The organism is Nocardioides ginsengisegetis (assembly GCF_014138045.1).
GTDB classification, from domain to species: Bacteria; Actinomycetota; Actinomycetes; order Propionibacteriales; family Nocardioidaceae; genus Nocardioides; species Nocardioides ginsengisegetis.
Map to the genome: position 1 here is coordinate 2,600,324 of NZ_JACGXA010000001.1, position 25,245 is coordinate 2,625,568.

The 25,245-nt window shown below is 71.4% G+C and carries 24 protein-coding genes and 2 pseudogenes; 8 read left to right on the top strand and 18 right to left on the bottom strand.

Annotation, left to right across the window (positions count from 1 at the left end; all coding sequences use genetic code 11):
• Positions 1-187 precede the first annotated feature (187 nt).
• The 4 genes from FB382_RS12475 to FB382_RS12490 all read right to left on the bottom strand — a co-directional run bounded on the left by FB382_RS12475 (position 188) and on the right by FB382_RS12490 (position 4,283).
• Entirely contained in the window at positions 188-1,837 is a 1,650-nt protein-coding gene (locus FB382_RS12475) for a protein kinase domain-containing protein (protein WP_182539564.1), read from the bottom strand.
• 85 nt (positions 1,838-1,922) lie between these two features.
• Positions 1,923-2,996: a branched-chain amino acid aminotransferase gene (locus FB382_RS12480; protein WP_182539566.1), complete on the bottom strand. Its 1,074-nt coding sequence runs from the start codon at positions 2,994-2,996 to the stop codon at positions 1,923-1,925.
• A 68-nt stretch (positions 2,997-3,064) separates the two neighbouring features.
• Entirely contained in the window at positions 3,065-4,135 is a 1,071-nt protein-coding gene (locus tag FB382_RS12485; RefSeq protein ID WP_182539568.1) for a 3-isopropylmalate dehydrogenase, read from the bottom strand.
• Positions 4,136-4,145: 10 nt separating this feature from the next.
• Positions 4,146-4,283, bottom strand: coding sequence for a hypothetical protein (locus FB382_RS12490; RefSeq protein WP_182539570.1), 138 nt, complete (start codon positions 4,281-4,283; stop codon positions 4,146-4,148).
• Positions 4,284-4,652: 369 nt separating this feature from the next.
• Here FB382_RS12490 and FB382_RS12495 point away from each other — a divergent pair, with 369 nt between their 5' ends.
• The gene (locus FB382_RS12495) at positions 4,653-5,219 is read left to right on the top strand and encodes an O-methyltransferase (protein WP_182539572.1); all 567 of its coding nucleotides are present in this window, start codon (positions 4,653-4,655) and stop codon (positions 5,217-5,219) included.
• On the opposite strand, the gene yczE is transcribed toward FB382_RS12495, so the two are convergent.
• Positions 5,193-5,891 carry a membrane protein YczE gene (gene yczE / locus FB382_RS12500; RefSeq protein WP_182539575.1) on the bottom strand — a complete coding sequence of 233 codons (699 nt, stop codon included), beginning with the start codon at positions 5,889-5,891 and terminating at the stop codon, positions 5,193-5,195. The genes FB382_RS12495 and yczE overlap by 27 nt on opposite strands.
• Before the next feature lie 62 nt (positions 5,892-5,953).
• On the opposite strand from yczE, the gene yczR reads away from it, so the two are divergent.
• On the top strand, positions 5,954-7,387 hold the full coding sequence (yczR, locus tag FB382_RS12505) for a MocR-like transcription factor YczR (RefSeq protein WP_182539578.1): 1,434 nt from the start codon (positions 5,954-5,956) through the stop codon (positions 7,385-7,387).
• 63 nt (positions 7,388-7,450) lie between these two features.
• On the top strand, positions 7,451-8,518 hold the full coding sequence (locus FB382_RS12510) for an NlpC/P60 family protein (RefSeq protein ID WP_182539580.1): 1,068 nt from the start codon (positions 7,451-7,453) through the stop codon (positions 8,516-8,518).
• On the opposite strand, the gene FB382_RS12515 is transcribed toward FB382_RS12510, so the two are convergent.
• A complete protein-coding gene (locus FB382_RS12515) occupies positions 8,515-9,129 on the bottom strand; it encodes a DUF4230 domain-containing protein (protein ID WP_182539582.1) in 615 nt (204 codons plus the stop codon). The two genes, FB382_RS12510 and FB382_RS12515, sit on opposite strands and share 4 nt — an antisense overlap.
• A 219-nt stretch (positions 9,130-9,348) precedes the next feature.
• Positions 9,349-10,935: a phosphoglycerate dehydrogenase gene (serA, locus tag FB382_RS12520; RefSeq protein ID WP_182539584.1), complete on the bottom strand. Its 1,587-nt coding sequence runs from the start codon at positions 10,933-10,935 to the stop codon at positions 9,349-9,351.
• A gap of 289 nt (positions 10,936-11,224) precedes the next feature.
• Between serA and FB382_RS23090 the strand changes: the two are divergent.
• The 3 genes and pseudogenes from FB382_RS23090 to FB382_RS23100 form a co-directional block, all read left to right on the top strand.
• Positions 11,225-11,695: pseudogene (locus FB382_RS23090) on the top strand (ATP-binding cassette domain-containing protein); the annotation flags it as partial.
• A 570-nt stretch (positions 11,696-12,265) separates the two neighbouring features.
• A pseudogene (locus tag FB382_RS23095) lies at positions 12,266-12,355 on the top strand (ATP-binding cassette domain-containing protein); the annotation flags it as partial.
• Between the two features lie 6 nt (positions 12,356-12,361).
• Positions 12,362-12,772 carry an ATP-binding cassette domain-containing protein gene (locus FB382_RS23100; protein WP_425490134.1) on the top strand — a complete coding sequence of 137 codons (411 nt, stop codon included), beginning with the start codon at positions 12,362-12,364 and terminating at the stop codon, positions 12,770-12,772.
• An 8-nt stretch (positions 12,773-12,780) separates the two neighbouring features.
• Here the strand turns inward: FB382_RS23100 and FB382_RS12530 are convergent, their stop codons facing one another.
• From FB382_RS12530 to FB382_RS12540, 3 genes are read right to left on the bottom strand one after another with little or no spacing between them, the layout of a single operon-like run.
• Positions 12,781-13,695 (bottom strand): WXG100 family type VII secretion target, encoded by a 915-nt coding sequence (locus FB382_RS12530; protein WP_182539587.1) that lies wholly within the window; start codon positions 13,693-13,695, stop codon positions 12,781-12,783.
• Complete coding sequence (locus FB382_RS12535; RefSeq protein ID WP_182539589.1) at positions 13,692-14,006, bottom strand: type VII secretion target; 315 nt, start codon at positions 14,004-14,006, stop codon at positions 13,692-13,694. Before FB382_RS12535 ends, FB382_RS12530 begins: the two co-directional genes overlap by 4 nt.
• Complete coding sequence (locus FB382_RS12540) at positions 14,003-14,404, bottom strand: YbaB/EbfC family nucleoid-associated protein (RefSeq protein ID WP_182539591.1); 402 nt, start codon at positions 14,402-14,404, stop codon at positions 14,003-14,005. Before FB382_RS12540 ends, FB382_RS12535 begins: the two co-directional genes overlap by 4 nt.
• Positions 14,405-14,565: 161 nt before the next feature.
• Here FB382_RS12540 and FB382_RS12545 point away from each other — a divergent pair, with 161 nt between their 5' ends.
• Positions 14,566-15,117 (top strand): hypothetical protein, encoded by a 552-nt coding sequence (locus FB382_RS12545; RefSeq protein ID WP_182539593.1) that lies wholly within the window; start codon positions 14,566-14,568, stop codon positions 15,115-15,117.
• A 34-nt stretch (positions 15,118-15,151) separates the two neighbouring features.
• The gene (locus FB382_RS12550; protein WP_182539595.1) at positions 15,152-15,550 is read left to right on the top strand and encodes a PPOX class F420-dependent oxidoreductase; all 399 of its coding nucleotides are present in this window, start codon (positions 15,152-15,154) and stop codon (positions 15,548-15,550) included.
• 7 nt (positions 15,551-15,557) lie between these two features.
• Here FB382_RS12550 and efeB read toward each other — a convergent pair whose 3' ends face one another.
• From efeB to FB382_RS12590, 8 genes are all read right to left on the bottom strand, one after another.
• A complete protein-coding gene (efeB, locus tag FB382_RS12555) occupies positions 15,558-16,826 on the bottom strand; it encodes an iron uptake transporter deferrochelatase/peroxidase subunit (RefSeq protein ID WP_182541500.1) in 1,269 nt (422 codons plus the stop codon).
• Complete coding sequence (efeO, locus tag FB382_RS12560) at positions 16,823-17,974, bottom strand: iron uptake system protein EfeO (protein WP_182539597.1); 1,152 nt, start codon at positions 17,972-17,974, stop codon at positions 16,823-16,825. Before efeO ends, efeB begins: the two co-directional genes overlap by 4 nt.
• Positions 17,975-17,994: 20 nt before the next feature.
• The gene (efeU, locus tag FB382_RS12565) at positions 17,995-18,870 is read right to left on the bottom strand and encodes an iron uptake transporter permease EfeU (RefSeq protein WP_182539599.1); all 876 of its coding nucleotides are present in this window, start codon (positions 18,868-18,870) and stop codon (positions 17,995-17,997) included.
• A 93-nt stretch (positions 18,871-18,963) separates the two neighbouring features.
• Positions 18,964-19,668: a DsbA family oxidoreductase gene (locus FB382_RS12570; RefSeq protein ID WP_182539602.1), complete on the bottom strand. Its 705-nt coding sequence runs from the start codon at positions 19,666-19,668 to the stop codon at positions 18,964-18,966.
• 121 nt (positions 19,669-19,789) lie between these two features.
• Complete coding sequence (locus FB382_RS12575) at positions 19,790-21,454, bottom strand: APC family permease (RefSeq protein WP_182539604.1); 1,665 nt, start codon at positions 21,452-21,454, stop codon at positions 19,790-19,792.
• Positions 21,455-21,626: 172 nt separating this feature from the next.
• Positions 21,627-22,655 carry a ketol-acid reductoisomerase gene (ilvC, locus tag FB382_RS12580; RefSeq protein ID WP_307718985.1) on the bottom strand — a complete coding sequence of 343 codons (1,029 nt, stop codon included), beginning with the start codon at positions 22,653-22,655 and terminating at the stop codon, positions 21,627-21,629.
• A gap of 48 nt (positions 22,656-22,703) precedes the next feature.
• Complete coding sequence (gene ilvN / locus FB382_RS12585; protein WP_182539606.1) at positions 22,704-23,252, bottom strand: acetolactate synthase small subunit; 549 nt, start codon at positions 23,250-23,252, stop codon at positions 22,704-22,706.
• Positions 23,252-24,991 (bottom strand): acetolactate synthase large subunit, encoded by a 1,740-nt coding sequence (locus FB382_RS12590; RefSeq protein WP_246377173.1) that lies wholly within the window; start codon positions 24,989-24,991, stop codon positions 23,252-23,254. Before FB382_RS12590 ends, ilvN begins: the two co-directional genes overlap by 1 nt.
• Between the last annotated feature and the right edge of the window lie 254 nt (positions 24,992-25,245).

Here is a 25,245-nt window from a genome sequence, read left to right on the forward strand (position 1 = left end):
CTCGGGGGTGCGAGAGGTGGCGCGTCGAGGTGGTGCTCGACGCGCTAGGGAATGATCGCCTGCTGGTGCTGCATGTCCTCCATGCTGCCACCGCGTCCCGGTCCGTGGGCCCGGATCTCGGGATCTGAACGCGCCGGGGGTGCGTGGTCGGCCGGCGGGCGGCCACGACGCGGCGCGAGGTGGGAGATCACCCCATCGGCACGTGGAGCCCCGAGAGCCGGTCGGGCACCGACCAGTGGGCGAAGGGTCGGCCGTTGCCGGGCAGCCAGCTGGTGCCGGCCGTGTCGACGCGGAAGCCGATGACGGCGGCGACCGCGAGCAGGACCACGAGCCCCACGAGGAACCGCCGGCCCTCCGCGGCCAGCGGGTTGACCACACGTCCCAGCGGGGACCGGACCCGGGAGCCGCCGGGGCCGAACCAGAACGACGCGGCCAGCAGGAGACCGCTGACGAAGAGGGTGACCTGCGTGCCCGCCGACGCGCCGTAGCAGAGGAGCGCGCCGGCGGTGGCCAGCCCGGCGCTCCACAGCGTGAGCAGGACGGTGCCCGGGATCGAGCGGACGAGGTCCCAGGGCGCGCCGAGGAGGAACTGCGCGCCGTCGTACCACTTCCGGCCGCGCCGCGATCGGCGGTTGCCGACCGCGCTGGCCGCGAGCGAGCCGCTGCGCAGCAGCCAGACGAGGACGAGGACCAGGGCCACGGTCGGCCAGGGGTACGCCGCGGCGCCGGCGCCCACGGTCACGGCACCGGCGACGAGCAGGGCGAGGCGGCGCAACCGGACCAGGACCGGGACGCGGGGCTGGCCGAACTCGACCGGCTCGCCCCACTCGTCGATCCGCTCGGTCTCGTACATCCGGGTGGCCCCGTCGGGCTCCTCGCCGTCGCCCTGCCTGTCCCGGAGCACGTCGGTCTCGTCATCGCCCCACGCCTGCGCGGCGATCGCGAGCGGGACGGTGTGGTCGTCGCCCGGTCCCGTGGGCGGCGGCGGGACGACGGCCTGCACGCGGGTGGTCTGCGGGCGCAGCCACTCCAGGATCGCTCCCAGCGTCGGGCGCTGGCCGGGGTCGGGGTCGAGGGCCGCCGCGACCACGTCGTGCAGGTCGCGGGGCAGGCCGGAGAGGTCGTGCTGACCGCGGCGGACGCGGTCCATGATCGCCATCGACGGGCCGCGACCGAAGGGCGCGTGGCCGGTGCCGGCGTAGGCGACCGTGGCCGCCCAGGAGTGCACGTCGGAGGCGGCGCTGGCGTCGTCGCCGTAGAGGATCTCGGGCGCGAGGTAGCCGGGGGTGCCGAGCAGCCAGCCGGTGTGGGTGAGCTTGGGGTCGTCGGCGACGCGGGCCAGGCCGAAGTCGATGAGGATCGGCGTGCGGCCCTCCATCAGCACGTTGGTGGGCTTCACGTCGCGGTGCAGGACGCCGACGTCGTGGACCGAGGCGAGGCCCTCGGCCAGGCAACCGGCGAACCAGACCAGGTCGCGGCCGGTGATGGCACCCTCGTCGACGACGTGGTCGTGCAGCGAGAGGCCGGGCACGTAGCGGGTCGCCACGAAGGGGATGTCGCCCCACGGGTCGGAGTCGACGATCTCGGCGACCCAGCGGCTGCGGATCCGGCTCAGCGAGTTGACCTCGCGGGCCAGCCGCGCACGGGCCTCGTCGTCACCGACGATGTGCGGGCGCAGCACCTTGAGCGCGACCCGCTCCCCGCCGGGCCTCTGGGCGAGGTGGACGACGCCCATGCCCCCCTCACCGATGCGGGAGAGGAGGGAGTAGGGACCCACGGTCAGGCCCGGCGGGGCCTGCTCAGGGCGGCGCCCGTCGTGGCGCGGCGTGGTCGTCACGGCTCGAGGCTACTCGGGCCGATGCCTCCCGCCGCGCAGGCGGGAGGTAACGATGTCGACGCCGTGGCGCCGGGCGCGACGGGGCTCAGACGATCCGGTGCATCCACCCGAAGGAGTCCTCGGCGCGGCCGTACTGCACGTCGACGAGGGCCGAGCGGACCTTCATGGTCAGGTCGGTGCTGGCCGGGGCAGGCACCTCTCCCCCGTCCCACTTCAGGGCGCCGACCGGCGTGACGACGGCGGCGGTGCCGCAGGCGAAGATCTCGACGATCCGGCCGCTGGTCACGCCGTCGCGCCACTCGTCGATGGAGAACTTCCGCTCCTCGACCTGGTGGCCGAGCTTGCCCGCGAGCTCGATGATGCTGGCACGGGTGATGCCCTCGAGGATCGTGCCGGTCTCCGGGGTGACGATCGAGCCGTCGTCGTAGACGAAGTACATGTTCATGCCGCCGAGCTCCTCGACGTAGGTGCCCTCCTGGGCGTCGAGGAAGACGACCTGGTCGCAGCCGTGGCGGGTCGCCTCCTGCTGCGCGACGAGCGAGCTGGCGTAGTTGCCGCCGGTCTTGGCCGCGCCCATGCCGCCGCGGCCGGCGCGGGTGTACTCCTCGGTGAGCCAGAGCGTGACCGGCTTGACGCCGCCCTTGAAGTAGGCGCCGGCGGGGCTCGCGATCACCATGAAGGTGACGTGCTGCGAGGGGCGGACGCCGAGGAACTTCTCGGTGGCGATCATGAACGGGCGGATGTAGAGCGACTTCTCGCCCTCCGGGTCCGGCACCCAGCGCTGGTCGATCTTCACCAGGGCGTCGACGGCCGCGACGAAGTCCTCGACGGGGAGCTCGGGGAAGGCCAGGCGCTTGCTGGAACGCACCATCCGCGCGGCGTTCTCCTCCGGCCGGAACGACCAGATCGAGCCGTCGGCGTGCCGGTAGGCCTTCATGCCCTCGAACGTCTCCTGCGCGTAGTGCAGGACGGCGGTCGCCGGGTCGAGGGTGAGCGGGCCGTAGGGCTCGATGCGGGCGTCGTGCCAGCCCGCGTCGGGCGTCCACTCGACCGTGAACATGTGGTCGGTGAAGAACTGCCCGAAGCCGGGGTTGCCGAGGATCTCGGCGAGGCGCGCGTCGTCGACGGCGTTGGTCGAGTGGGTGGTGCTGATCTGCATGGGAGACAAGTTAGCCGACCTCTCGGGAGCAGGGATGGGTGACGTCTGCCCGCCGTGGGTCGGCGAGCTCAGCTGCCTACTCGGGCGGCGATGGCGTCGCCGACCTCCGACGTACGACGCGTGGTGCCGGCGGTGCGCGCCGCGAGGTCGTCGATGACGGCCGTCTCGATGGCGGCCGCGGCATCGGCGTACCCGAGGTGGTCGAGCAGCAGCGACGCCGACAGGATCGCGGCGGTGGGGTCGGCCTTCTGCTGCCCCGCGATGTCGGGGGCCGAGCCGTGGACGGGCTCGAACATCGACGGCGCGGTGCGGTCCGGGTTGATGTTGCCGGACGCGGCCAGGCCGATGCCGCCGGTGATGGCGGCGGCGAGGTCGGTGATGATGTCGCCGAAGAGGTTGTCGGTGACGATCACGTCGAAGCGCGACGGGTCGGTGGTCATGAAGATCGTCGCGGCGTCGATGTGCAGGTAGTCGACGGTCACGTCGGGGAACTCCCGGCCCACCTCGGCCACCAGGCGCGACCAGACGGCCCCGGCGTTCACGAGCACGTTGGTCTTGTGGACCAGCGTGAGCTTCTTGCGGGGACGTCGCTGGGCGCGGGCGAACGCGTCGCGGACGACCCGCTCGACGCCGAACGCCGTGTTGAGGGAGACCTCGGTGGCGACCTCGTGGGGGGTGCCCACCCGGATCGACCCACCGTTGCCGGTGTAGGGCCCCTCGGTCCCCTCGCGGACCACCACGAAGTCGACCTCGCCGGGGGCGGCCAGGGGCGACGCGACCCCCGGGAAGATCCGGGACGGCCGCAGGTTGACGTAGTGGTCGAGCTCGAAGCGGAGCCGCAGCAGCAGCCCCCGCTCGAGGATGCCCGGAGGCAGGTTCGGGTCGCCCGGCTTGCCCCCGACTGCGCCGAGCAGGATGGCGTCGTGCTCGCGGATCTCGGCGAGCACGGAGTCGGGCAGCACCTCGCCGGTCGCGAGGTACCGCTCCGCACCGAGGTCGTAGCGGGTCGGCTCGAACTTCACGCCGGCCGGGGCGGCGACCTCGAGCACCTTGAGTGCCTCGGCCGTCACCTCCTGGCCGATGCCGTCACCGGGGATGACGGCGAGCTTGAGGGTGCCCGTGTTCGAGTCGGAAGTCATGCCCGCAACGCTAGTTGTCGTCGGGGCGCTCGCCGCCGTTGTCTCGCAGGTCAAGCGAGCGCTGGACGGCCGCCCGGATGTTCTCGGCGCTGCGCGGGTTCTCGGGGTGGTGGCTGGCGGGTCCCCACTCGGGGTACATGTCGTACATGGGTCGTCTCCTGGTCATGTGATGGGTCTGTGACGGGTCATGGCGGTGCTGCGGAGGAAGACGCCCCGCGTCGGGGGCGCTGGCCGCTCATGGGTCACATGAGGGAGAGGAACCAATGCAGAAGGCGGGTCGCGCGTGCTGTGGTCGCGCATCCGCCGCGGAGGCGTCTTCAGTGAGGACGGTGGGCCGAACAACGCCGAACTCCGCGGCGAGGTGGCTCCACCTAAGAAGCCTCGCCGCGGCGCTCGATGAGTACGAACACGCTCCGCATGGTCCGAAAACCGTACGACGTGCGCCCGCCGCGCGACACGCCTTTTCCGATCCTGCTCAGGATGCGAGACGGCATTCCCAGGATGAAAGACTCGCAGCATGAGTGCCCCGCCCGATCTCCCCGACGTCGTGTCCCGTGCCTTCGACGTGTCCCGCAAGGCGGGCTACGTGTCGTTCTGCCGCAACGAGACCGGTCGGCTGCTGGCCACCCTGGCCGCCACGCGGGTCGGCACGATGGCGGAGTTCGGCACCGGCTGCGGGGTGGGGACGGCCTGGCTGCGCAGCGGCGTACGCGGGGAGGCCCGGATCGTGACGGCCGAGCTCGACGCGCGCCTGGCCGGCGCCGCGGCCGAGATCTTCGAGGACGACCCGCAGGTCGAGGTGCTCTCGGCCAACTGGTCGACGCTGCTCGACAAGGGCCCGTTCTCGCTGCTGTTCCTCGACTCGGGCGAGCCCACCGAGGTCGGCGTCGACGCGATCGCCGACCTCGTCGAGGCCGGCGGGATCGTGGTCCTCGACGACTTCACGCCGTGCGAGATGTGGCCACCGATCACCCACGGCCGGGTCGACACGCTGCGCGAGCAGTGGCTCACCGACGAGCGCTTCACCGCCGTCGAGGTGATGGTCGCCTCGGACGCCTCAGCCCTGATCGCCACCAAGCGCTGAGCGCGGCGCCGGTGCCGTCACCTCCACGGTGAACCACGGCAGCAGCGCCTGGGTGATCGGCCCGATCGCCAGCGCGAACAGCAGCGTGCCGAGGCCGGCGACCCCGCCGAGCAGCAGGCCGAGCACGACCACGGCGACCTCGAGGCCCGTGCGGACCAGGCGCAGCGAGAGGCCGGTACGCCGGTGCAGGCCGGTCATCAGCCCGTCGCGCGGGCCGCGGCCGAGCTGCGCGCCGATGTAGAGCGCGGTGGCCAGGCCGCACAGCCCGACCCCGCCGAGCATGAGCGCGATGCGTGCCACCAGCAGGTCCGGGCGGTCCAGGAGCGCCAGCGTCGCGTCGGCCGAGAAGCCGACGACGAGGGCGTTGGAGATCGTCCCGATGCCCGGGGTCTCGCGGAGCGGGATCCACGCGACCAGCACCACGAAGCTCATCACCACGACGGCCTGGCCCAGCGTGATCGGCACGTGCCGGATCAGGCCGGAGTGCAGGACGTCCCACGGCGCGAGGCCGAGGTCGCCGCGCACCATCATGGCCAGCGAGACGCCGTAGAGCAGCAGGCCGACGTAGAGCTGGCTCAGGCGCCGGACGAGCCGGCCGGCCCGCAGCTGGGCGATCGGGCCGAGGTCGGTCAGGCCGCGACGGGCAGTTCCGGCGGGGGCGGTCAGGCTCATGGTGACCAGTCTGCGGTGGATTGGCCTTCTCTCAAATAGCCAATCGTGGGACAGTGGACTGCATGAGTGGTGCCATCAGCGCCACCAGGGTGGCCACCCTGGTCGGCGACTTCGACCGCAGTCCCGCCTATGCCGGCCTCGCCGACGCGCTGGTCCTGCTGATCGGCGACGGGCGCATCGGCCTCGCCACCCGGCTGCCCAGCGAGCGCGAGCTCACCGAGGCACTCGGGGTCTCCCGCACGACGGTGACCCGCGCCTACGCCGCCCTGCGCGACGCGGGCTACGCCGAGGCGCGCCGCGGCGCCGGCACGTTCACCCGCGTCCCCGGCGGGCGCAGCCGCGCCCACGACCGCGCGCTGCTGCCGCGGCCCGGCGACCACGAAGCGATCGACCTCAACTGCGCGGCGGCGACCGCTCCCCCGGGGCTCGCGGCGGCGTACGTCGAGGCGGCGGCCGACCTGCCGGCGTACCTCGGCGGTCACGGCTACTTCCCCGCCGGCCTGCCCGAGCTGCAGGCGGCAGTGGCGGCGTCCTACGACGCCCGGGGACTGCCCACCGCGCCCGAGCAGATCATGGTCACGCCGGGAGCCCTGAGCGCCGCGTCGATCGTGGCCAGGGCTTGCGCGGGGCCGGGCGACCGCGTCGTCGTCGAGAGCCCGGTCTACCCGAACGCCACGCAGGCGATCCGGCACTCCGGCGTGCGCCTCGTGGCGTCGCCGGTGGACCCCGACGGGTGGGACCTCGACGCGGTCGGGGCGACGCTGCGGCAGGCGTCGCCGAGGCTGGCCTACCTGATCCCCGACTTCCAGAACCCCACCGGCCACGTGATGACCGACGCCCAGCGCGAGGAGTACGCCGGCCACCTCCGCCGCACCCGCACGGTCGCGGTCGTCGACGAGGCCCACCAGGCGCTGGCCCTCGAGGGGCAGGAGATGCCGCGCCCGTTCGCGTGCTTCGCGCCGGAGACGATCACGATCGGCAGCGCCAGCAAGAGCTTCTGGGGCGGGCTGCGGCTCGGTTGGGTCCGCGCGCCCGAGGGGCGGATGGACGCGTTGACTCACGCCCGGGTGGCGATGGACCTCGGCGCCCCGGTGATGGAGCAGCTGGTCCTGACCCGGCTGCTGGCCCAGGGGCCGGTGTTCCCCGACCACGTCGCGCGCCTGCGCGAGCAGCGCGACCTGCTCGCCGCCGCCCTGCGCGAGCACCTCCCGGAGTGGCGTTTCCTGCTGCCCACCGGGGGTCTCGCCGTGTGGTGCCAGCTCCCCGCTCCCCTCGGCACGGCCGTCGCCGACGAGGCCGAGCGGCTCGGGCTGATCGTCACCCCCGGCCCGGTGTTCGCCGCCGAGGGGGGCCTCGACCACTTCGTGAGGATCCCGTGGACCCGCCCCGGCGCCGAGCTCGAGGAGGCCGTGCGCCGGCTCGCGGCCGCGTGGGCCGTCGTACGGGACCGGCAGTCGCAGCGGACGAGGCCCGGGGTGCGGGTGATGGTGGCCTGAGCGGCGCCTGACCCTGCCGAACGGCCCTTGTCGATCGCCGCGGACGTGGGTGACCCTGACGACGTGGGACCGCGCATCCGCGTCGTGGTGGCCGCTGCACTGCTGGCCACGGCCGCAGCCTGCGGCAACGCGCCGGCCCCACCGGCGGCCCGCCCGTCGTCCTCCGTGGCGTCGCCGGCCACCCCCACCGGGTCGCCGGCCTCGAGCGCACCGGAGCCCGCGGCCGGGCACGAGCTCGCCGTCGGGGCCAACGCGTGGGTGGCCGTGGCGGTCGCCCGGCTGTGGCAGTCGCCGTCGTCACCGTGGCCGGTGGACGCGCCGGCCCTGCGGAGCCCGGTCCGCTTCCGGGCGTGGCTGCAGGCCATGACTTTGGACCAGCGGCGCGCGCTGTTCGAGCGGAGCGACACCGAGGCCCTGCTCGGCGACCGGGTCGTGGTCCGCGAGCTCCGGCCGCACTGGGTCCGCGTCGTGGTGCCGTCGCAACCCAGCCCGAAGGCCCGCGGCGGCTACCCCGGCTGGATCCCGCGCCGCCAGCTCACCGCGCGCGTCCCGGCCTGGACGGCGAAGGTCGCCACGGTGACCCGGCGCACCGCCTGGCTCCGCACCGACGACGCCGCCAGCGCGAGGACGACCGAGGTGAGCGCCGGGACCCGGCTGCACGTGGTGGGCCGAACCGGTCACTACCTGCGGGTCCTGACCCCGCGCGGCGACGTCCGGCGGCTGCTCGAGGGGGTCGCGGTCGTCCGTGCCCCGCGCGAGGCTGCCCTCCCCGCCACCCGCACCGGCCTGCGACGCACCGCGAGGTCGTTCCTCGGCCTGTACTACCTGTGGGGAGGCCTGTCCGGGTTCGGGCTCGACTGCTCCGGCCTGACGTGGCTCGACTACCGCGTGCACGGCATCCGGATCCCCCGTGACGCGCTGCCGCAGTCGCAGCACGGCCGCCGCACTGCACGCCACGTGGGCGACCTGCTCTTCTACGCCAGCGACGGGCTGGTGCACCACGTGTCGATGTACGTCGGCGACGGCCTGATGATCCACGCGCCACGCACCGGCGAGCAGGTGCAGGTCGTGTCGTTCGAGCAGGAGCCGCTGCGCAGCGAGTACGCCGGGGCCCGGCGCTACCTGCACTAACTGACGAACGTCACCTTCATGTCCATCGAGCCGAAGAGGCCCACCAGCATCGCCTGAGTGTTGTCCTGCGCCTGCCGCTCGAGCTCGGACTCCTCCGCGGCAGCCTCCAGTTTCGTCTCGGCGAGCTGGTACAGCTCCTGCTGGTCATCGGTCGACAGGGCGTCCCCGACCCGGTCAAGGACACCCCGGTCCTGCGAGAAGAGGTAGGTGCGGTCCTGGTCGAGGTTCGGCTTGGAGAGCTGCGCATCCGGGAGCCGGACCACCACGGACTTGCCGTCGTCAGACAGTCTGACGTCACCCGAGGCCAGCCCGGAGAAGTCGACGTACGCATCGACGGTGCCCGCCGCGACGAAGAGCGAACGCTCGCCCGCGATGAAGCTTGGCACCCAGTTCACGTCGTGCTCGTAGTCCAGCACGACCTCGAAGTTCCCCACGGCCGCGTGGAACTCGCTGATGTCCTGGATGGACTTGAGCACGGCGGGCTGACTCCGGTCGACGTCCGTGACGCCGAAGGGGAGATTGACTCCCAGCTTCCAGGCAGCAGCGATGCCAACAGCGATGACCATCATGCAAACGACGGCGACGGCGGCAAGCTTGGCGAAGAAGCGCATGGGTTGTCCCTCCGAGAGGACTCGATGTGATCGTGGCCCGAACCGCTCGAGCACGCGACGCGAGGCGTCGGAGGGAAGACGCGCCTCACGGCCATCCATGACGCGTCATCAGGGGGAAAGTCGATGCAAGTCGCCCGTGGCCGCTAGGTCACGGGTCGATCGGGTCATCGAACCCCCGCGACGACGCCCGCTTCGTAGGTGACTACCCCGCCCGCAGCATCAGACGAGGTCGACGGCCCGCACCAGGTCGGCGTCCATCGCGGTCTGGATCTCGGCCAGCGCCTCGGTCGGGATCGCGGAGTCGACCGACAGCGCGACCAGCGCGTGGCCACCCTTGGCGTCCCGCGCGACCTGCATGCCGGCGATGTTGACGCCGGCGTCGCCGAGGATCCCGCCGACGGTGCCGACCATGCCGGGCCGGTCGGCGTAGCGGAAGAACGCGAGGTGCTCGGTGGGCTCGATGTCGACGTCGAAGCCGTTGACCTCGACGAGCCGCTCCTTCTGGTTGATCCCCACGAGGGTGCCGCTGACCGAGACCTGCGAGCCGTCGGCGAGGGTGCCGCGGATGGTGATCAGGTTGCGGTGGTCGGGGCTCTCGGGGTCGGTCACGAGCCGGACCGCGCAGCCGCGCTCGGCCGCGAGGAGCGGCGCGTTCACGTAGGAGACCTGCTCCTCGACGATGTCGGTGAAGACGCCCTTGAGGGCGGCGAGCTCGAGGACCTTGACGTCGAAGTCGGTGATCTCGCCGCGCACCTCGACGTCGATCGACTCCGCCACCTGGCCGGCGATGCCGGTGAAGACCCGGCCGAGCTTCTCGGTCAGCGGGATGCCGGGACGGACGTCCTCGGCGATCACGCCGCCCTGGACGTTGACCGCGTCGGGCACGAGCTCGCCGGACAGCGCCAGCCGCACCGACCGGGCGACCGCGAGCCCGGCCTTCTCCTGGGCCTCGTCGGTGGAGGCCCCGAGGTGCGGGGTGGCCACGACGTTCTCGAGCTCGAAGAGCGGGCTGTCGGTGCAGGGCTCCTGGGCGAACACGTCGAGGCCGGCGGCCGCGACCCGGCCCTCCTTGAGGGCGGAGTAGAGGGCGGCCTCGTCCACGATGCCGCCCCGCGCCGCGTTGACGAGCACCAGGGACGGCTTGACCTTGGCCAGCGCCTCGGCGTCGATCAGCCCCACGGTCTCGGGGGTCTTGGGCAGGTGGACCGACATGAAGTCGGCCTCGGCCAGCAGGGTGTCGAGGTCGACGAGCCGCACCCCCATCTGCGCGGCGCGCCCGGCCTGCACGTAGGGGTCGTAGGCGATGACCTTCATGCCGAAGGCCGAGAGCCGCTGGGCGACCAGCACCCCGATCCGGCCCAGCCCCACGACGCCGACGGTCTTCTCGTAGAGCTCGATGCCGGTGTAGCGCGACCGCTTCCACTCCCCGCCCTTGAGCGAGTGGTGGGCCGGCGAGACGTGCCGGGCCGCGGCGAGCATCAGCGCGACGGCCAGCTCGGCGGCGGAGACGATGTTGGAGGTCGGGGCGTTCACGACCATCACGCCGGCCTGGGTCGCGGCCCGGACGTCGACGTTGTCGAGCCCGACACCGGCCCGGGCGACGACCTTCAGCCGGGTGGCCGCTTCGAGCGCCTCGACGTCGACCTTGGTCGCCGAGCGGACCAGGAGCGCGTCCGCGTCGACGATCGCGGCGAGCAGCTGACCCCGGTCCGAGCCGTCACAGCTGCGGACGTCGAAGTCGGGACCGAGCGCCTCGACGGTGGCCGGGCTGAGCTCTTCGGCGATGAGTACGACGGGCTTGCTCACAGCGATTCCCTCGTTTGGTGGTCGATGCGGTGGAAGGTGGCCGGTCGGAGCGGCCGTGCACGACGCTGTGCCCGAGTTGTGAACTCTACCCCCACCGACATGAGGAAATCCGTGGCGTCCGCGCGTCGTCAGCCCTACGATCCGTGTCGTCCCATCCCCTCCCGCAAGCAGGTCCGTTGAACTTCTGAGGTCGCGCCGTCGTCGCCGTACGACGTCATCCCCGCCGGTCGAGCGAGCCCGCTCCCGGCGTGTCCCGCCGCATCCTCGAGCCGCTCACCGGGAGACTTCCATGCCTGCTCCGACCTCCGTCATCACCCTGTCCGGCCTGCACTTCGCGTGGCCCGACGGCACCCCCGTCCTCGACGGCCTCGACCTGCTCATCGGCCCCGGCCGCACCGGGCTGGTCGGCGTCAACGGGTCCGGCAAGTCGACCATCCTCCGGCTGGTCGCCGGCGTCCTCGCGCCCACGCGCGGTCACGTGCAGGTCACCGGCGAGGTCGGCTACCTGCCCCAGGACCTCACCCTCGACACCACGCAGGGCGTCGCGGACTTCCTCGGCGTCGCCGCGGTGCAGCGGGCGGTCGCCGCGGTCGCGGCCGGCGACCTCGACGAGGACGCCCTGGCCGACGCCCTGGCCGTCATCGGGGACGACTGGGACGTCGAGGACCGCGCGGTCGCCGAGCTCGAGCGGCTCGGCCTCCCCGGCTCGGTCCTCGAGCGCCGGCTCGGCGAGCTGTCGGGCGGCGAGGTCACCCAGCTCGGGTTGGCCCGCCTGCTCCTGGGCCGCCCCGACGTGCTCGTCCTCGACGAGCCCACCAACAACCTGGACGCGCGCGCCCGGGACCGCCTGTACGACGTGGTGGCGTCCTGGTCGCGGACCCTCCTCGTGGTGAGCCACGACCGTGAGCTGCTGGAGCGGGTGGACCGGATCGGCGACCTGCGCGGCGGTGCGGTGCGCTGGTACGGCGGCGGCTACTCCTCCTACGCCGAGCAGGTCGAGGCCGAGCAGCACGCCGCCCGCACCGCGGTGGCGGCCGCCCGGTCCGACGTACGCCGGCAGCGCAACGACGTGCTCGAGGCCGAGCGGTTCCTGGCCTCGCGGGCCCGGATCGCGAAGAAGCAGGGCATCGGGATGAGCAAGGCCGAGCGCGACTGGCGCAAGAACCGCTCGGAGAAGTCGACCGCGAAGTACCGCCAGACCCATGCCGACCGGCTCGAGGACGCCCGCGGCAAGCTGACCGAGGCCGAGGCGCGGCTGCGCGACGACCGCGAGATCCGCATCGACCTGCCGGGGACCGCCGTGCCGCGCGGCCGTGTCGTGCTCGAGGGCGAGCTGCCGATCAGCGGCCCCGACCGGATCGGTCTCGTCGGACCCAACGGCTCGGGCAAGACCACGCTCCTGCACCGGCTCGTCGACCAGGCGCGGGTGCCCGTCGGGCTGCTCCCCCAGCGGCTGGACCTGCTCGACGCCGACGACACGGTCGCCGGCAACGTCGCGTGCCGGGCACCCGGCGCGGACATGAACGAGGTCCGGGCCCGGCTCGCGCGGTTCCTCTTCCGTGGTTCCGCGGCCGACAAGCGGGTCGGCGACCTGTCCGGCGGCGAGCGCTTCCGGGCCACGCTCGCGGCGCTGCTGCTGGCCGACCCCGCACCCCAGCTGCTGCTCCTCGACGAGCCGACCAACAACCTCGACTTCGCGTCGTACGACGCCCTGGCCTCAGCCCTCGCCTCCTACCGCGGCGCCCTCGTCGTCGCCAGCCACGACGAGGCGTTCCTCGAGGACGTCGGGATCGACCGGGTCGTGGCGCTCGGGCAGCCCGTTGCCGAGGCGACGTAGCCGACGCGTCAGTTCGGCCGGTCGTCGAGGCCGACGGTGTGCTTCACCGCGCCGCTGCCGCCCTGGTAGGTGATGTTGGCCAGGCTCGGCATGCCGTGGCCCGGGCTGGCACCCCCGGCGAAGATCCGGTCGAAGTCGTACTCCGCGTTGCCGACCGATGTCTTGGCCCACTTCTCCGACAGCGACTTCACCGACCCCCCGAGCTCCTCGGAGGCACGGAGCAGCTCGTCGAGGTGGCCGCTGAGGTTGCCCATCGACTTGACCAGTCCCTTGACGAAGGCAGAGATCCGCGCGGCCCACTCGGCGACCTTGGCGGAGATCTCGGCGATCGCCTTGGGCGCGAGGGCGACAGTCAGGAGCTGGACGGCCTTGGACAGGCCGTAGCCGATCAGCTGCGAGATCGCGTCACGCACGATCTCCCGGACCCCGGCCACGATCGCGCCGGCGGCCTCGGTGGCTCCGGCGACGCCGGACACCATGGAGCCGAACCCGTCGATGATCGCAGCCTGGGCGCGGGCCGCGGTGCGGTAGGCGTCGATGGCGACGCCGTCCCACTCCGAGCTGGCCCGCCCGACGGCGTCGAGGAACTCGCTGCTGCTGTCGTGCACCCGGGTGGCGATGTTGCCCCACGTCGAGGCGAAGGCATGGATCTGGTCCGGGCTCCCGGCCAGCTGGTCGAGCCAGGTGGGGAAGGGCTCGAGGTGCTCGATCAGCCAGCCGATCCCGGCGGAGACCAGGGCCCCGAAGGGGTCCGCGATCGCACCCAGGGTCTCCAGCCCCGTGGCCACCCCCATGACGCTCGCCTCGACCCAGTCGTGGTTCTCCAGGGCGTTGGCGGTGCCGACCAGCGACTCGAGCGCACCGGCCCCGGTGAAGGCGGTGCTCGAGTCGACGGCACCGACGACGAGGTCGTTGCCGCTCATGAGTTCCCCCGGAAACGGTTCATGGCCGACCCGACGACGTCGTCGACCTCGTCGAAGACCTCGGCGACGGCGCGGAGCTGGGCCGCGGTGGCCCCCAGGCTGGCGACGGCGAGGGCGGTGCTGGCGATGCCGGTGGCCTGCGCGGGCACCATGGCGGCGCCGATGAAGGAGCAGAGGACGCCATAGGCGTCGCCGGGCGTGCTGACCGTCCGGCCCGCCTCGACACCCTGGTAGGTCCACGACGCCAGCCGGTCGAGATCACCGGCGTGCCGGCGCATCGCATCCGTCACGACCGCGATCTCGCCGCTCATCGCAGGACCCCCGGGTGATCGCTGCCACCCTCGGCGGGCGGGAACATCTGGCGGTAGCGAGCGGCGAGCTCGCGCGTCGTCGCCGAGTCGTCGCCGAAGGCCCGGCCGGAGAGCTCCGTCACCCGGGCGGCGAGCTGGGACTGTGCCGCAGCGTTGGCCTGGAGGAACGCGGTCCGGAGCTGGTCCAGCCCGGCATTCTCGAGCCTCCGACCGAAGTAGACGTCGGTGACCGCGCCGGTGTGGCTGAGGGTGACCTCGGCGGCTCCGTCCCGCGACTGCCCGGTCACGCGCAGGGCGTCGAGATCGACGCTCAGCGCCTGGGCGCGGATGGCATGGGCCCGGGCTTCGGCGACCGCACGGTCGACGCTCGCCAAGGCTTCTTCCTCGCTGGTGAACATGGTTCGACTCCCCCGTCGATGCTGCCGGCCGTGTCGCCGGCGTACGAATCCCACCATGCCCGGCACCGCCCGTCGCAAACACCCGACGCGCGCCGGGTGCGAGCATGGGACCGCTTCCGGGAGCACCTTCCCCCGGACTCGGCCCCGAGGAGGAGAAGCACGTGTCGACCACACCCCAGTCCGCCCGCAGCGAGGTGCTGACGCCCGCGCCGGCGATGAAGGTCCTGTTCTCCCTGGTGGCGGTGTTCTTCTGCGGTGGCCTGCTCCAGAACCTGCCGCGGATCCTGCACGGTGACCTCGAGTGGACCCTCGTCTGGAAGATCGGCTTCCCGATCCTGGTCATCGCCGCACTCGCGTCCGTGGTCGGCGCCGTGGCGGCGTTCACCAACAAGGTCTGGATCGACTACGACCGCAACGAGATCCACCAGTACGTCGTCCTCCGCGACGTCGCCATCTCCCTGGACGAACCCACCACCGTGGAGCTGGGCTACACCCGTCAGGCGGTCGGCTCGACGGTCAGCGGCACCTGGCGGGTCGTGGTGCGCCAGCCCGGCAGGACGGCCATGGGCGTGAGCACGCCCTGGGTCCGCGACATCGCCGACGTCCTGCGCATCCTGCAGCCGGCACTCGCCCGCAACCCGCGGCTGGCCGCCGACGAGCACACCCGCGCCGCCATCGAGGACCCCGGCAACCTGACGCCGCCACCGCGCTGACGCGGCGGGCAGGGCAGGTGCCTAGGCTCGGGGCATGACGACGTTCTCGGACGAGAAGTACCTCGCGTTCACCACCTACCGGAAGACCGGCGACGCGGTCAGCACGCCCGTGTGGGTGGTGCCGGTCAGCGACGGCCGGATCGGCTTCTGGACCGCCATGGGCACCGGCAAGACCAAGCGGCTGCGCAACGACCCGCGCGTCGCGGTCCAGCCCTCCGACGTGCGCGGCAACGTCAAGGACGGGAGCGACGCGGTGACCGGCACGGCCGAGATGGTGCAGTCGGGCCAGCTCTTCGACGAGGTGCACAGCCGGGTGCGGGCGAAGTACGGCTTCATGACCAAGCTGACCAAGGTCTTCGCCTGGGTCGGGGGCCAGGGCCGCAAGGGGCTGACCTACGCCGACACCGTGGTGCTGGTGCGGCTCGACGGGTAGCGGGCGCTCAGGCGAACAGCGCCTGGCCGACGTACTCGCCGTCGCCGGCGCCGGGCGGCACGGCGAACAGCGCCGACCCGGTGAACTTGAGGTACTCCATCAGCGCGTCCATCTTCGCCATCCGCAGCTGCATCGGGATGAAGTGCGTGCGCGGGTCGCGCAGGTAGGCGAGGAAGAACAGCCCCGCGTTGAGACCGCCGAGCTGGTCGGTGCCGTCGACGAAGTTGTAGCCGCGACGCAGGATCCGCACCCCGTCGTTGTGGTCGGGGTGGACCACGCTGACGTGGGAGTCCTTCGGGATGACCGGGCCGTCGTGGCCGGGCATCGAGAAGTCGGGCTCGGAGAGCTCGCCGCCGCCGGACAGCGGCGCGCCGGTGTCCTTGGTGCGACCGACGAACGACTCCTGGTCACCGAGCGGCTGCCGGTCCCAGACCTCGATGGTCATGTTGACCCGGCGCGCGACGAGGTAGGAGCCGCCCGCCATCCACCCGGCCCTCGCGTCGTCGGAGGACGCGACCCAGACGTGCTCGGCGAGTTCGTCGGTCTCCTCGGCCTTGACGTTGGCCGTGCCGTCCTTGAAGCCGAAGAGGTTGCGGGGCGTGGACTGGGACGTCGAGGTGGTCGACGTACGCCCGAAGCCGAGCTGCGACCAGCGGACCGCGACCGTGCCGAAACCGATCCGGGCGAGGTTGCGGATCGCGTGGACCGCGACCTGCGGGTCGTTGGCGCAGGCCTGGACGCAGAGGTCGCCGTGGGAGCGCATCTCGTCGAGGTTGTCGCCCGGGAAGTGCGGGAGCGGCTCCAGGGCGGCCGGCTGCCGGTCGGCGAGGCCGAAGCGGTCCTTGCCGCCGGCGTCGCGGAAGAGTGTCGGGCCGAAGCCGAAGGTGATCGTCAGGCCGCTCGGCGACAGGCCGATCGCCTCGCCGGTGTCGTCCGGCGGGAGGTTGGCGGCCCCCTCGACCGGACCGATCTCGCCGGCCGGCCGGCCACGGGTCATCCGGTCGGCCGCCTCGGTCCAGGCCTTCAGCAGCGCGATGAGCTGGGCCCGGGACCTCGTGGTCACGTCGAACGCCGCGAAGTGCAGGCGGTCCTGGGCGGGCGTCACGATGCCGGCCTGGTGCTCGCCGCGGAAGGGATAGGTCAGCGCCTCGCCCGAGGCGGCGTGGGCGGACTCGCTCTCGCGCCCGGCCACGTAGGCGCCGGCGACCCCGGCGACGGCGACGCCGCCACCGATCAGCCCGCGCCGGGAGACCCGCCCGGCCCCGTCGGCGCTCAGGAGAGCACCGCCGCGGTGAGCTGGGACAGCGGTTCGGAGACGGCGTTGACGGCGTCCGCGAGCTTCTTGACCTCCTGCGGCGTCAGCTGGTCGTAGGTCTTGAACCCGTCGCCGACCTTCTGCTCGTCGAGCAGCTCCTGCAGGTCGTCGAAGCGCTCGTCGAGTGTCTCCTCGAGCTCGGGGTCCTTCTGGCCGAGCACGGGCTCGAGCAGCTCGAACGCCTTCCTCGCGCCCTCGACGTTGGCCTGGAAGTCCCAGAGGTCGGTCCGCGACCAGTACTCCTCCTCACCGGTGACCTTGCCCGTCGCGACCTCCTCCATGAGGGCCCGCGAGCCGTTGGCGATCTGGTCGACGGTGAACTCGAGGTCCTTGATCCGCCCGTCGAGGGTGACGGTGTCGGCGAGCAGGTCGTCGGCGTACGTCGCCCGCTCCTTCATCGTCAGGGCGGCGTACTTGCCGGCCCGCGCCGGCCACAGGTCCTTCTCGAGGCGGTGCCAGCCGGTCCACTTCTGGCCGGGCTCGAGGTCGGCCTCCCGGGCGTCCATCTTCGGGTCGAGGTCACCGAAGGACTCGGCGACCGTCTCGATCCGCTCCCAGTGCGTGCGCGCCACGGGGTAGAGCGCCTTGGCCTTGCGGTCGTCGCCGGACGTGTACGCCGCGACGAACGCCTTGGTCTGCGCCAGGAGCTGGCCGGACTCGTCCTGGACCCACTCCTGGTACTCCTCGGTCGCGTGCGCGATCTGCTCGTCGTCGCTCTGGGCCGCGACCTTGGCGCCGCTGTCGGAGACGGTGAAGTCGGCGCGGATGCCCGTGCCCTTCATCCCCGGCTTGCAGGCAGTGACGTAGGTGCCGGGGGCGACGCTGACCGTCAGCTCGCGGGACAGCTTGGGGCCGACGTTCTCGACCTCGCCGAGGATCCGCTGGCCGTCCTCGGCGTAGAGGTAGAACTCGGTGACCTCCGAGCCGTCGTTGGTGACCTCGAAGGTCAGCGTGCCGGACGGTGCGTCGAGCGGCGAGACGTCGCAGGCGTCGTCGGTCGAGGTGACCAGGATCGTGCGGTCGTCGCCGGTCTTGACCGTGGCGTTCTGGGTGCAGGCGGCCAGGGCCGGGGTCGCGACGAGGGCAGCGAGCAGCAGGGGGATGCGCATCGGAGGGGGATCCTTCGGGGTCAGCGGGCGGCCGGCGAGGGGGCCGGCGTGGCGGGCGGGGTGGAGACGGCGCGGCGGCGTACGCCGGCGATGAAGAGCAGCAGGGTCGGCACGACGTAGAGGACCCAGACGACGGCCTCGAGGACGGTCGTGACGGGCGAGAAGTTGAAGACGCCCTTGAGGAGCACGGCGTACCACGTGCTCGGGTCGATGGTGTCCGAGACGTCGAAGGCGATGGTGTCCAGGCCGGGCAGGATGCCGGCCTCCTGAAGGTCGTGCACGCCGTAGGACAGCACGCCGGCGGCGACGAGGATCAGGAAGTAGCCGGTCCAGGTGAAGAAGCGCGACAGGTTGATCGAGATGGCGCCGCGGTAGAGCAGGTAGCCGATGACGACCGCGGTCGCCAGGCCGAGGGCGGCGCCGAGCAGCGGCTCCCAGGTGGGGGTGGCCGAGCCGGCCGCCTCGCGGGTGCCGGCCTTGGTGGCGGCCCAGAGGAAGAGCGCCGTCTCCAGGCCCTCCCGGCCGACGGCCAGGACGGCGACCAGGACCAGCGACCAGCGGCTGCCCTCGGCGGCCTTGTCGATCTGGCCGCGGAGCTCGCCGCTCATCGCGCGGGCGGCCCGGGCCATCCAGAAGATCATCCAGGTCACGAAGCAGACCGCGATGATCGAGAGCGTCCCGCCGATGGCCTCCTGGGCCTCGAACGTCAGGCCGCTGGGGCCGTAGGTCAGCAGGGCGCCGAAGGCGAGGCTGACCCCGACGGCCAGGGCGACGCCGACCCAGATGCGGGTCAGCAGGTGCCGTCGCTCGGACTTGACCAGGTAGGCCACGAGGATGCTCACGACCAGCGCGGCCTCGAGTCCCTCGCGGAGCCCGATCAGGTAGTTCGCCAGCATGACTGTCCCTTAGGTGAGGCAACACTTACTTAGGTGCGCCTTACCTTACACAAGACTGGCAGGTTCCCGGCAGGGGGTCCGCCGGGGCGTGCGTCACACCGCGCAGCCGTCGGGGCCGCAGGCCTCTCCCCCGGGCGCCATCTCCAGGGTGGGCCGGGCCTCCGCCCACGCCCGCTCGAGGACCTGGGCGAAGACCTCGGCCGGCTGGGCGCCGCTGATCCCGAACTTCTGGTCGACGACGTAGAACGGGACGCCGGTGGCGCCGTACGCCCGCGCCTGGGCGATGTCGGCCTGCACGGCGGCGGCGTACGCGTCGCCGGTCAGCACCTCCTTGACCCGCACGTCGTCGAGGCCCACCTCGGTGGCCGCGGCGTGCAGCACGTCGTGGTCGCCGACGTCCTCGGCGCGCACGAAGTACGCCGCCAGCAGGGCCTCCTTGAGGTCGCGCTGGAGCGCGGGGCCGCCCTCGTCAAGGGCCAGGTGCAGGAGCCGGTGGGCGTCGACGGTGTTGGTGTGGACGTTCTCGAGGAGCCGGAACGCCAGCCCCTCCTCGGCCGCCACCTCGGTCAGCTGGAGCTGCATCTGCCGCATCTCGTCCTCGCTGCGGCCGTACTTGCGCGCGAGCACGGGGGTGGTCAGCTCGTGCCCGTGCTGCGGCGCCGAAGGGTCGAGCTCGAAGGAGCGGTAGACGATCTCGACGTCGTCACGGTGCTCGAAGCCTGCCAGAGCGGTCTCCAGCCGGCGCTTGCCGACGTAGCACCAGGGACAGACGACGTCGGACCAGATCTCGATACGCATGACTGGTACAACGTTCAACCGCTCCGGACATTCCCGACCCGTCGCTCGTTGACGCAGGAACGCGTCGACCCGTCGTCAATTGACGACGGGTCGACGCGTTGGGTGGTGAAGGAGCGACGGGTCAGTGGGCGGCCGGCGCCATGCCCTCCTCGGGCTCCTCGACCTCGCCGATCATCTCCTCGATCTGCTCGGTGCTCAGGGCGACGGCCATCGCCCAGTAGTAGACGACCAGGCTCCAGGCCGCGACGACCAGGGCGTCCCAGCCGAACGGGATCAGCGCGTCGTCGCCCTTCGGACCGAAGTCACTGATGTAGACGATGACGCCCATGCCGATGAGGTAGGGGATCAGCCAAGACGCGGCCTTCCAGTCCAGGGTCGGCTTGTGCTCGTTGAGCTTGAAGACGCGGTTGGCGACCAGGATGGCGTAGCCGATCAGGATCGTGATGCCGAGCTTCCAGATCGTGTCCCAGCCGGTCCACAGGATGATCAGGTTGGCGATGATGAACGCCACCGGCGACAGGAACCCCGCGGCGGGCAGCCGGTAGGGGCGCTCCGCGTTGGGCAGGCGGCGCCGGAAGGCACCCAGCGACAGCGGCGCACCGCCGTACATCAGGACGGACGCGCTGGTGATCAGGCCGACGAGCGACTGCCAGCTCGGGAACGGCAGGAAGCAGATGCAGCCGGTGATGAACGCAGCCAGCAGGCCCACCCACGGCACGTTGCGCTTGTTGGTCCACTCGAAGGCCGAGGGGACGTAGCCGTTGCGCGAGAGGCCGTAGGCCAGGCGCGAGCTGCCGGTCGTGTAGATCAGGCCGGTGCCTCCGGGGCTGATGATCGCGTCGGCGTAGATGATCGCGGCCAGCCAGCCGATGCTGAGCAGGCTCGCGATCTCGGCGAACGGACCGGTGAAGGTCGTGTAGAGGCCGTTGCCGACCTGGTCCCAGGTGTCGCCGATCGCGCTCTTGGGGAGCGCGAAGAGGAAGACCAGCTGCAGCAGGATGTAGAGGATCGTGCCGAAGACGACCGAGCCGATGATCGCGAACGGGACGTCGCGCTTGGGGTTGGCCGACTCGCCTGCGAGCTGGTCGGCCTGCTCGAAGCCGAGGTAGCTGAAGATGATGCCGCCGGTGGAGACCGCGGCGAAGATGCCCTTGAGGCCGGCCGGGTTGAAGCCGTTGGCAGCCGTCAGGTTGCTGGTGTCGAAGTTGGCGATCGCCAGCACCAGGATGGTGAGCATCGGGATCGCGATCTTCCACCACGTCGCGGCGCTGTTGGTGGCCGCGAGCTTCTTGACGCCGAGGAAGTTGATGGCCGTCAGGATCGCCATCAGGATGATCGCCACGACGATGCCGGTGAAGCTCAGGACACCGTTGTCGGGGTTGATCCAGCCGTTCGCGAAGTCGTAGTGACCGGCGTACGTCAGCATCGCGGACACCTCGATCGGGGCCACGGTCGCGGCGTTGAGCCACGCGAACCAGCCGAACGAGGCACCCGCGACACCGCCGAAGGCGTAGTGCGGGAAGCGGGCCGTGCCGCCGGACACGGGGTACATGCCGCCCAGCTCCGCGTGCACGAGCGCGAGGACCACGATGGCGACGCCACCGATGACCCACGAGATGATCGCGGCCGGTCCGGCGGCGATCAGGGCCTCCTGGGGGCCGAACAGCCAGCCTGAGCCGATGATCGAGCCCATCGAGGCCCAGGTCAGGCCGATGATGCCGACCTCACGGACCAGCTTGGTGTTGCGCTTCTTTGTGCCTGGTGACGGCGCCTGGGTCGTTGTCATGCGTCCTCCGAGTTACAGGGGATCGAAGATGGACGAAGGGGGCCTGCAAGGCCCCCAACCTCCACCTCTACCCACTCGTCGGTGGATCACTCCTGCGAGTTCGGATGTGTTCCGAAATGCGACCGACCCGCCCCGGTGAGCGGGACGGGTCGGTGCGCGACGTACGGGTGGATCAGCGGGTGGCGGTGCCCTCGGTGTAGTCGGAGTCGTGCGACTTCACCCAGGCCATCAGCTTGCGCAGCTCGCGGCCGGTCTTCTCGATCGGGTGGTTCTCGCCCTGCTCGCGGAACTTCGTGAACTCCGGCGAGCCGTTGTCCATGTCGGTGATGAAGCGCTCGGCGAACGAGCCGTTCTTGATGTCCTCGAGGACGCCGACCATGTTCTGCTTCACGCGCTCGTCGATGACCCGCGGACCCGAGACGTAGTCGCCGAACTCGGCCGTGTCGGAGACCGACCAGCGCTGCTTGGCGATGCCGCCCTCGTACATCAGGTCGACGATGAGCTTGAGCTCGTGAAGGCACTCGAAGTAGGCGACCTCGGGCTGGTAGCCGGCCTCGGTGAGGACCTCGAAGCCGTACTGCACCAGCTGGCTGGCGCCACCGCAGAGGACAGCCTGCTCGCCGAACAGGTCGGTCTCGGTCTCCTCGGTGAAGGTGGTCTTGATGCCGCCGGCACGCAGGCCACCGATCGCCTTTGCGTAGGAGAGCGCGAGCGGCCAGGCGTTGCCCGAGGCGTCCTTCTCGACGGCGACGAGCACGGGCACGCCGCGGCCGTCGACGTACTCGCGACGCACGAGGTGGCCCGGGCCCTTGGGGGCGACCATGAAGACGTCGACGCCCTCGGGCGGGGTGATGTAGCCGAAGCGGATGTTGAAGCCGTGGCCGAACACGAGGGTGTCGCCCTCGGCGAGGTGCGGCTCGACCTCCTCGGCGTACAGCTTCCGCTGGTGCTGGTCGGGGGCCAGGATCACGACGACGTCGGCCTCCTGGACCGCCTCGGCGGGGGTGAGGACGCGCAGGCCCTCGGCCTCGGCCTTGGCCCGGCTCTTCGAGCCCGGCTGCAGGCCGATGCGGACGTCGACACCGGAGTCGCGCAGCGACAGCGCGTGGGCGTGGCCCTGGCTGCCGTAGCCGATCACGGCGACGTTCTTGCCCTGGATCAGGGACAGGTCGGCGTCGTCGTCGTAGAACATCTCAGCCACGGGGGCTCTCCTTCTGGTTGGACTTCTCTGGGTACGTCGGGTGGTGGGTCACCGGGCTGCGGTGGCCGCGGGCGGGGCAGGGATCGGGACGGGACGGAGCGTGCGCTCGCTGATGGAGCGGGAGCCGCGGCCGATCGCGACCATGCCGGACTGCACGAGCTCACGGATCCCGAAGGGCTCCACGACCTTGAGGAAGGACGCGAGCTTGTCGGCGTTGCCGGTGACCTCGATCGTCACGGCGTCGGTGGCGACGTCGACGACGCGCGCGCGGAACAGCGAGACCGCGTCGAGGACCTGGCCGCGCGACTCGGGGTCGGCCTTGACCTTGACCAGCAGCAGCTCGCGGTTGACCGAGGCGGGGCCGTCGAGCTCGACGATCTTGATGACCTCGACGAGCTTGTTCAGCTGCTTGGTGACCTGCTCGAGCGGCGACTCCTCGACGTTGACCACGATGGTCATCCGCGAGACCTCGGGGTGCTCGGTCGGACCGACCGCGAGCGAGTCGATGTTGAAGCCGCGACGGCTGAACAGGCCGGCGATGCGGGCCAGGACGCCCGGCTTGTTCTCGACCAGCACGGACAGGGTGTGCTTGCTCATCAGAGCTCGTCCTCCTCGAACTGCGGGGCGAGGTCGCGGGCGTACTTGATGTCGTCGTTGCTGGTGCCGGCCGCGACCATCGGCCACACCATCGCGTCGCGGTGGACCCGGAAGTCCACGACCACGGGGACGTCGTTGATCTCCATGGCCTTGTTGATCGCGGCGTCCACGTCGTCGGGGCTCTCACAGGCGAGGCCGACACAGCCGTAGGCCTCGGCGAGCTTGACGAAGTCGGGGATCCGCTTGGAGTGCAGGTCGGTGTTGGAGTAGCGCTCGTTGTAGAACAGCGTCTGCCACTGCCGCACCATGCCGAGCGACTCGTTGTTGATGATCGCGACCTTGATCGGGATGTCGTTGATCGCGCAGGTGGCCAGCTCCTGGTTGGTCATCTGGAAGCAGCCGTCGCCGTCGATCGCCCAGACGGTGGAGTCGGGCATCCCGACCTTGGCGCCCATCGCGGCCGGCACGGAGTAGCCCATGGTCCCGAGACCGCCCGAGTTGAGCCAGGTGTTGGGCTTCTCGTAGCCGATGAAGTGGGCCGCCCACATCTGGTGCTGCCCGACACCCGACGTGAAGATGGTGTCGGGTCCCGCGATCTTGCCGAGCCGCTCGATGACGTACTGCGGGGCGAGGCCCTCGGCCGGCTTGTCGTAGCCCAGCGGATAGGTCTGCTTCACCCCGGCGAGGAACTGCACCCACGCCTCGTAGTCGCCGGCGTGGCCGGCGTCGGCCTCGGCCTTGAGCGCCACGATCAGGTCGCTGATGACCTCACGGCAGTCCCCCACGATCGGGACGTCGGCGACGCGGTTCTTGCCGATCTCGGCCGGGTCGATGTCGGCGTGGATGACCTTGGCGCCGGGCGCGAAGGAGTCGAGGTTGCCGGTGACCCGGTCGTCGAAGCGGGCGCCGAGGCTGATGATCAGGTCGGACTTCTGCAGGCCGGCCACGGCCGCCACGGTGCCGTGCATCCCGGGCATGCCGAGGTGCTGCGGGTGGCTGTCGGGGAACGCGCCGCGGGCCATGAGGGTCGTCACGACCGGCATGCCGGTGAACTCCGCCAGGACACGCAGCTCGCGGGAGGCGGCCGCGCGGATCGTGCCGCCGCCGACGTACAGGACGGGGCGGCGGGCCTCGAGGATGAGCTTGGCCGCCTCGCGGATCTGCTTGGCGTGCGGCTTGGTCACCGGGCGGTAGCCGGGCAGGTGCAGCTCGGTGGGCCACCGGAAGGTCGTCATCGACTGCAGCGCCGACTTGGCGACGTCGACGAGGACCGGGCCCGGACGGCCGGTGCTGGCGATGTAGAACGCCTCCGCGACCGTGCGCGGGATCTCGGCGGGGTCGGTGACCAGGAAGTTGTGCTTGGTGATCGGCATCGTGATGCCGCGGATGTCGGCCTCCTGGAAGGCGTCGGTCCCGATCATCGAGGCACCGACCTGGCCGGTGATCGCGACCATCGGCACGGAGTCCATGTGGGCGTCTGCCAGCGGGGTCACCAAGTTGGTGGCGCCCGGGCCGGAGGTGGCCATGCACACGCCGACCCGGCCCGTGGCGGCGGCGTACCCCTGTGCCGCGTGGCCCGCACCCTGCTCGTGGCGGACCAGGATGTGCCGGATGGAGCTGTCCATGAGGGGGTCGTACGCCGGGAGGATCGCCCCACCCGGGATGCCGAAGATGTTGTCGGCCCCAGCCGCCTCCAGCGACTTGATCAGGCTCTGTGCGCCCGTGATCTGCTCGCTCATCGCCGTGCTTCCCTCTCCTGTGCTGCCGGTTGACCTGTGCCCGTGTGGCCTGTGCCCATAAAAAAGCCCCTCGGCCCGTGGGCAACGAGGGGTGACGCGCTGGCTGGTTCGGTCTGAACTCAGCTCACGCGTCGCGTGCATACAAGAAGAATCTCGCGCATGCCGCCACGGTAGCCGTCGGCTCCCTCGTGCGTCACCCGAGTGTGACAGGCGTCCCACGATGCGGGACGCCTGTCTCACTCCTTGTCCGTCGC

What these genes read in the sequence shown, in the direction of transcription:
- yczE (WP_182539575.1), bottom strand. Translation starts at nt 5,891, where the DNA reads ATGAGCCTGACCGCCCCCGCCGGAACTGCCCGTCGCGGCCTGACCGAC.
- FB382_RS12570 (WP_182539602.1), bottom strand. Translation starts at nt 19,668, where the DNA reads ATGCGTATCGAGATCTGGTCCGACGTCGTCTGTCCCTGGTGCTACGTC.
- FB382_RS12575 (WP_182539604.1), bottom strand. Translation starts at nt 21,454, where the DNA reads ATGACAACGACCCAGGCGCCGTCACCAGGCACAAAGAAGCGCAACACC.
- FB382_RS12530 (WP_182539587.1), bottom strand. Translation starts at nt 13,695, where the DNA reads ATGAGCGGCAACGACCTCGTCGTCGGTGCCGTCGACTCGAGCACCGCC.
- efeU (WP_182539599.1), bottom strand. Translation starts at nt 18,870, where the DNA reads ATGCTGGCGAACTACCTGATCGGGCTCCGCGAGGGACTCGAGGCCGCG.
- FB382_RS12550 (WP_182539595.1), top strand. Translation starts at nt 15,152, where the DNA reads ATGACGACGTTCTCGGACGAGAAGTACCTCGCGTTCACCACCTACCGG.
- FB382_RS12515 (WP_182539582.1), bottom strand. Translation starts at nt 9,129, where the DNA reads ATGCGCTTCTTCGCCAAGCTTGCCGCCGTCGCCGTCGTTTGCATGATG.
- FB382_RS12590 (WP_246377173.1), bottom strand. Translation starts at nt 24,991, where the DNA reads ATGAGCGAGCAGATCACGGGCGCACAGAGCCTGATCAAGTCGCTGGAG.
- FB382_RS12540 (WP_182539591.1), bottom strand. Translation starts at nt 14,404, where the DNA reads ATGTTCACCAGCGAGGAAGAAGCCTTGGCGAGCGTCGACCGTGCGGTC.
- efeO (WP_182539597.1), bottom strand. Translation starts at nt 17,974, where the DNA reads ATGCGCATCCCCCTGCTGCTCGCTGCCCTCGTCGCGACCCCGGCCCTG.
- FB382_RS12535 (WP_182539589.1), bottom strand. Translation starts at nt 14,006, where the DNA reads ATGAGCGGCGAGATCGCGGTCGTGACGGATGCGATGCGCCGGCACGCC.
- FB382_RS12490 (WP_182539570.1), bottom strand. Translation starts at nt 4,283, where the DNA reads ATGTACGACATGTACCCCGAGTGGGGACCCGCCAGCCACCACCCCGAG.
- FB382_RS12495 (WP_182539572.1), top strand. Translation starts at nt 4,653, where the DNA reads ATGAGTGCCCCGCCCGATCTCCCCGACGTCGTGTCCCGTGCCTTCGAC.
- yczR (WP_182539578.1), top strand. Translation starts at nt 5,954, where the DNA reads ATGAGTGGTGCCATCAGCGCCACCAGGGTGGCCACCCTGGTCGGCGAC.
- FB382_RS12480 (WP_182539566.1), bottom strand. Translation starts at nt 2,996, where the DNA reads ATGCAGATCAGCACCACCCACTCGACCAACGCCGTCGACGACGCGCGC.
- FB382_RS12485 (WP_182539568.1), bottom strand. Translation starts at nt 4,135, where the DNA reads ATGACTTCCGACTCGAACACGGGCACCCTCAAGCTCGCCGTCATCCCC.
- ilvN (WP_182539606.1), bottom strand. Translation starts at nt 23,252, where the DNA reads ATGAGCAAGCACACCCTGTCCGTGCTGGTCGAGAACAAGCCGGGCGTC.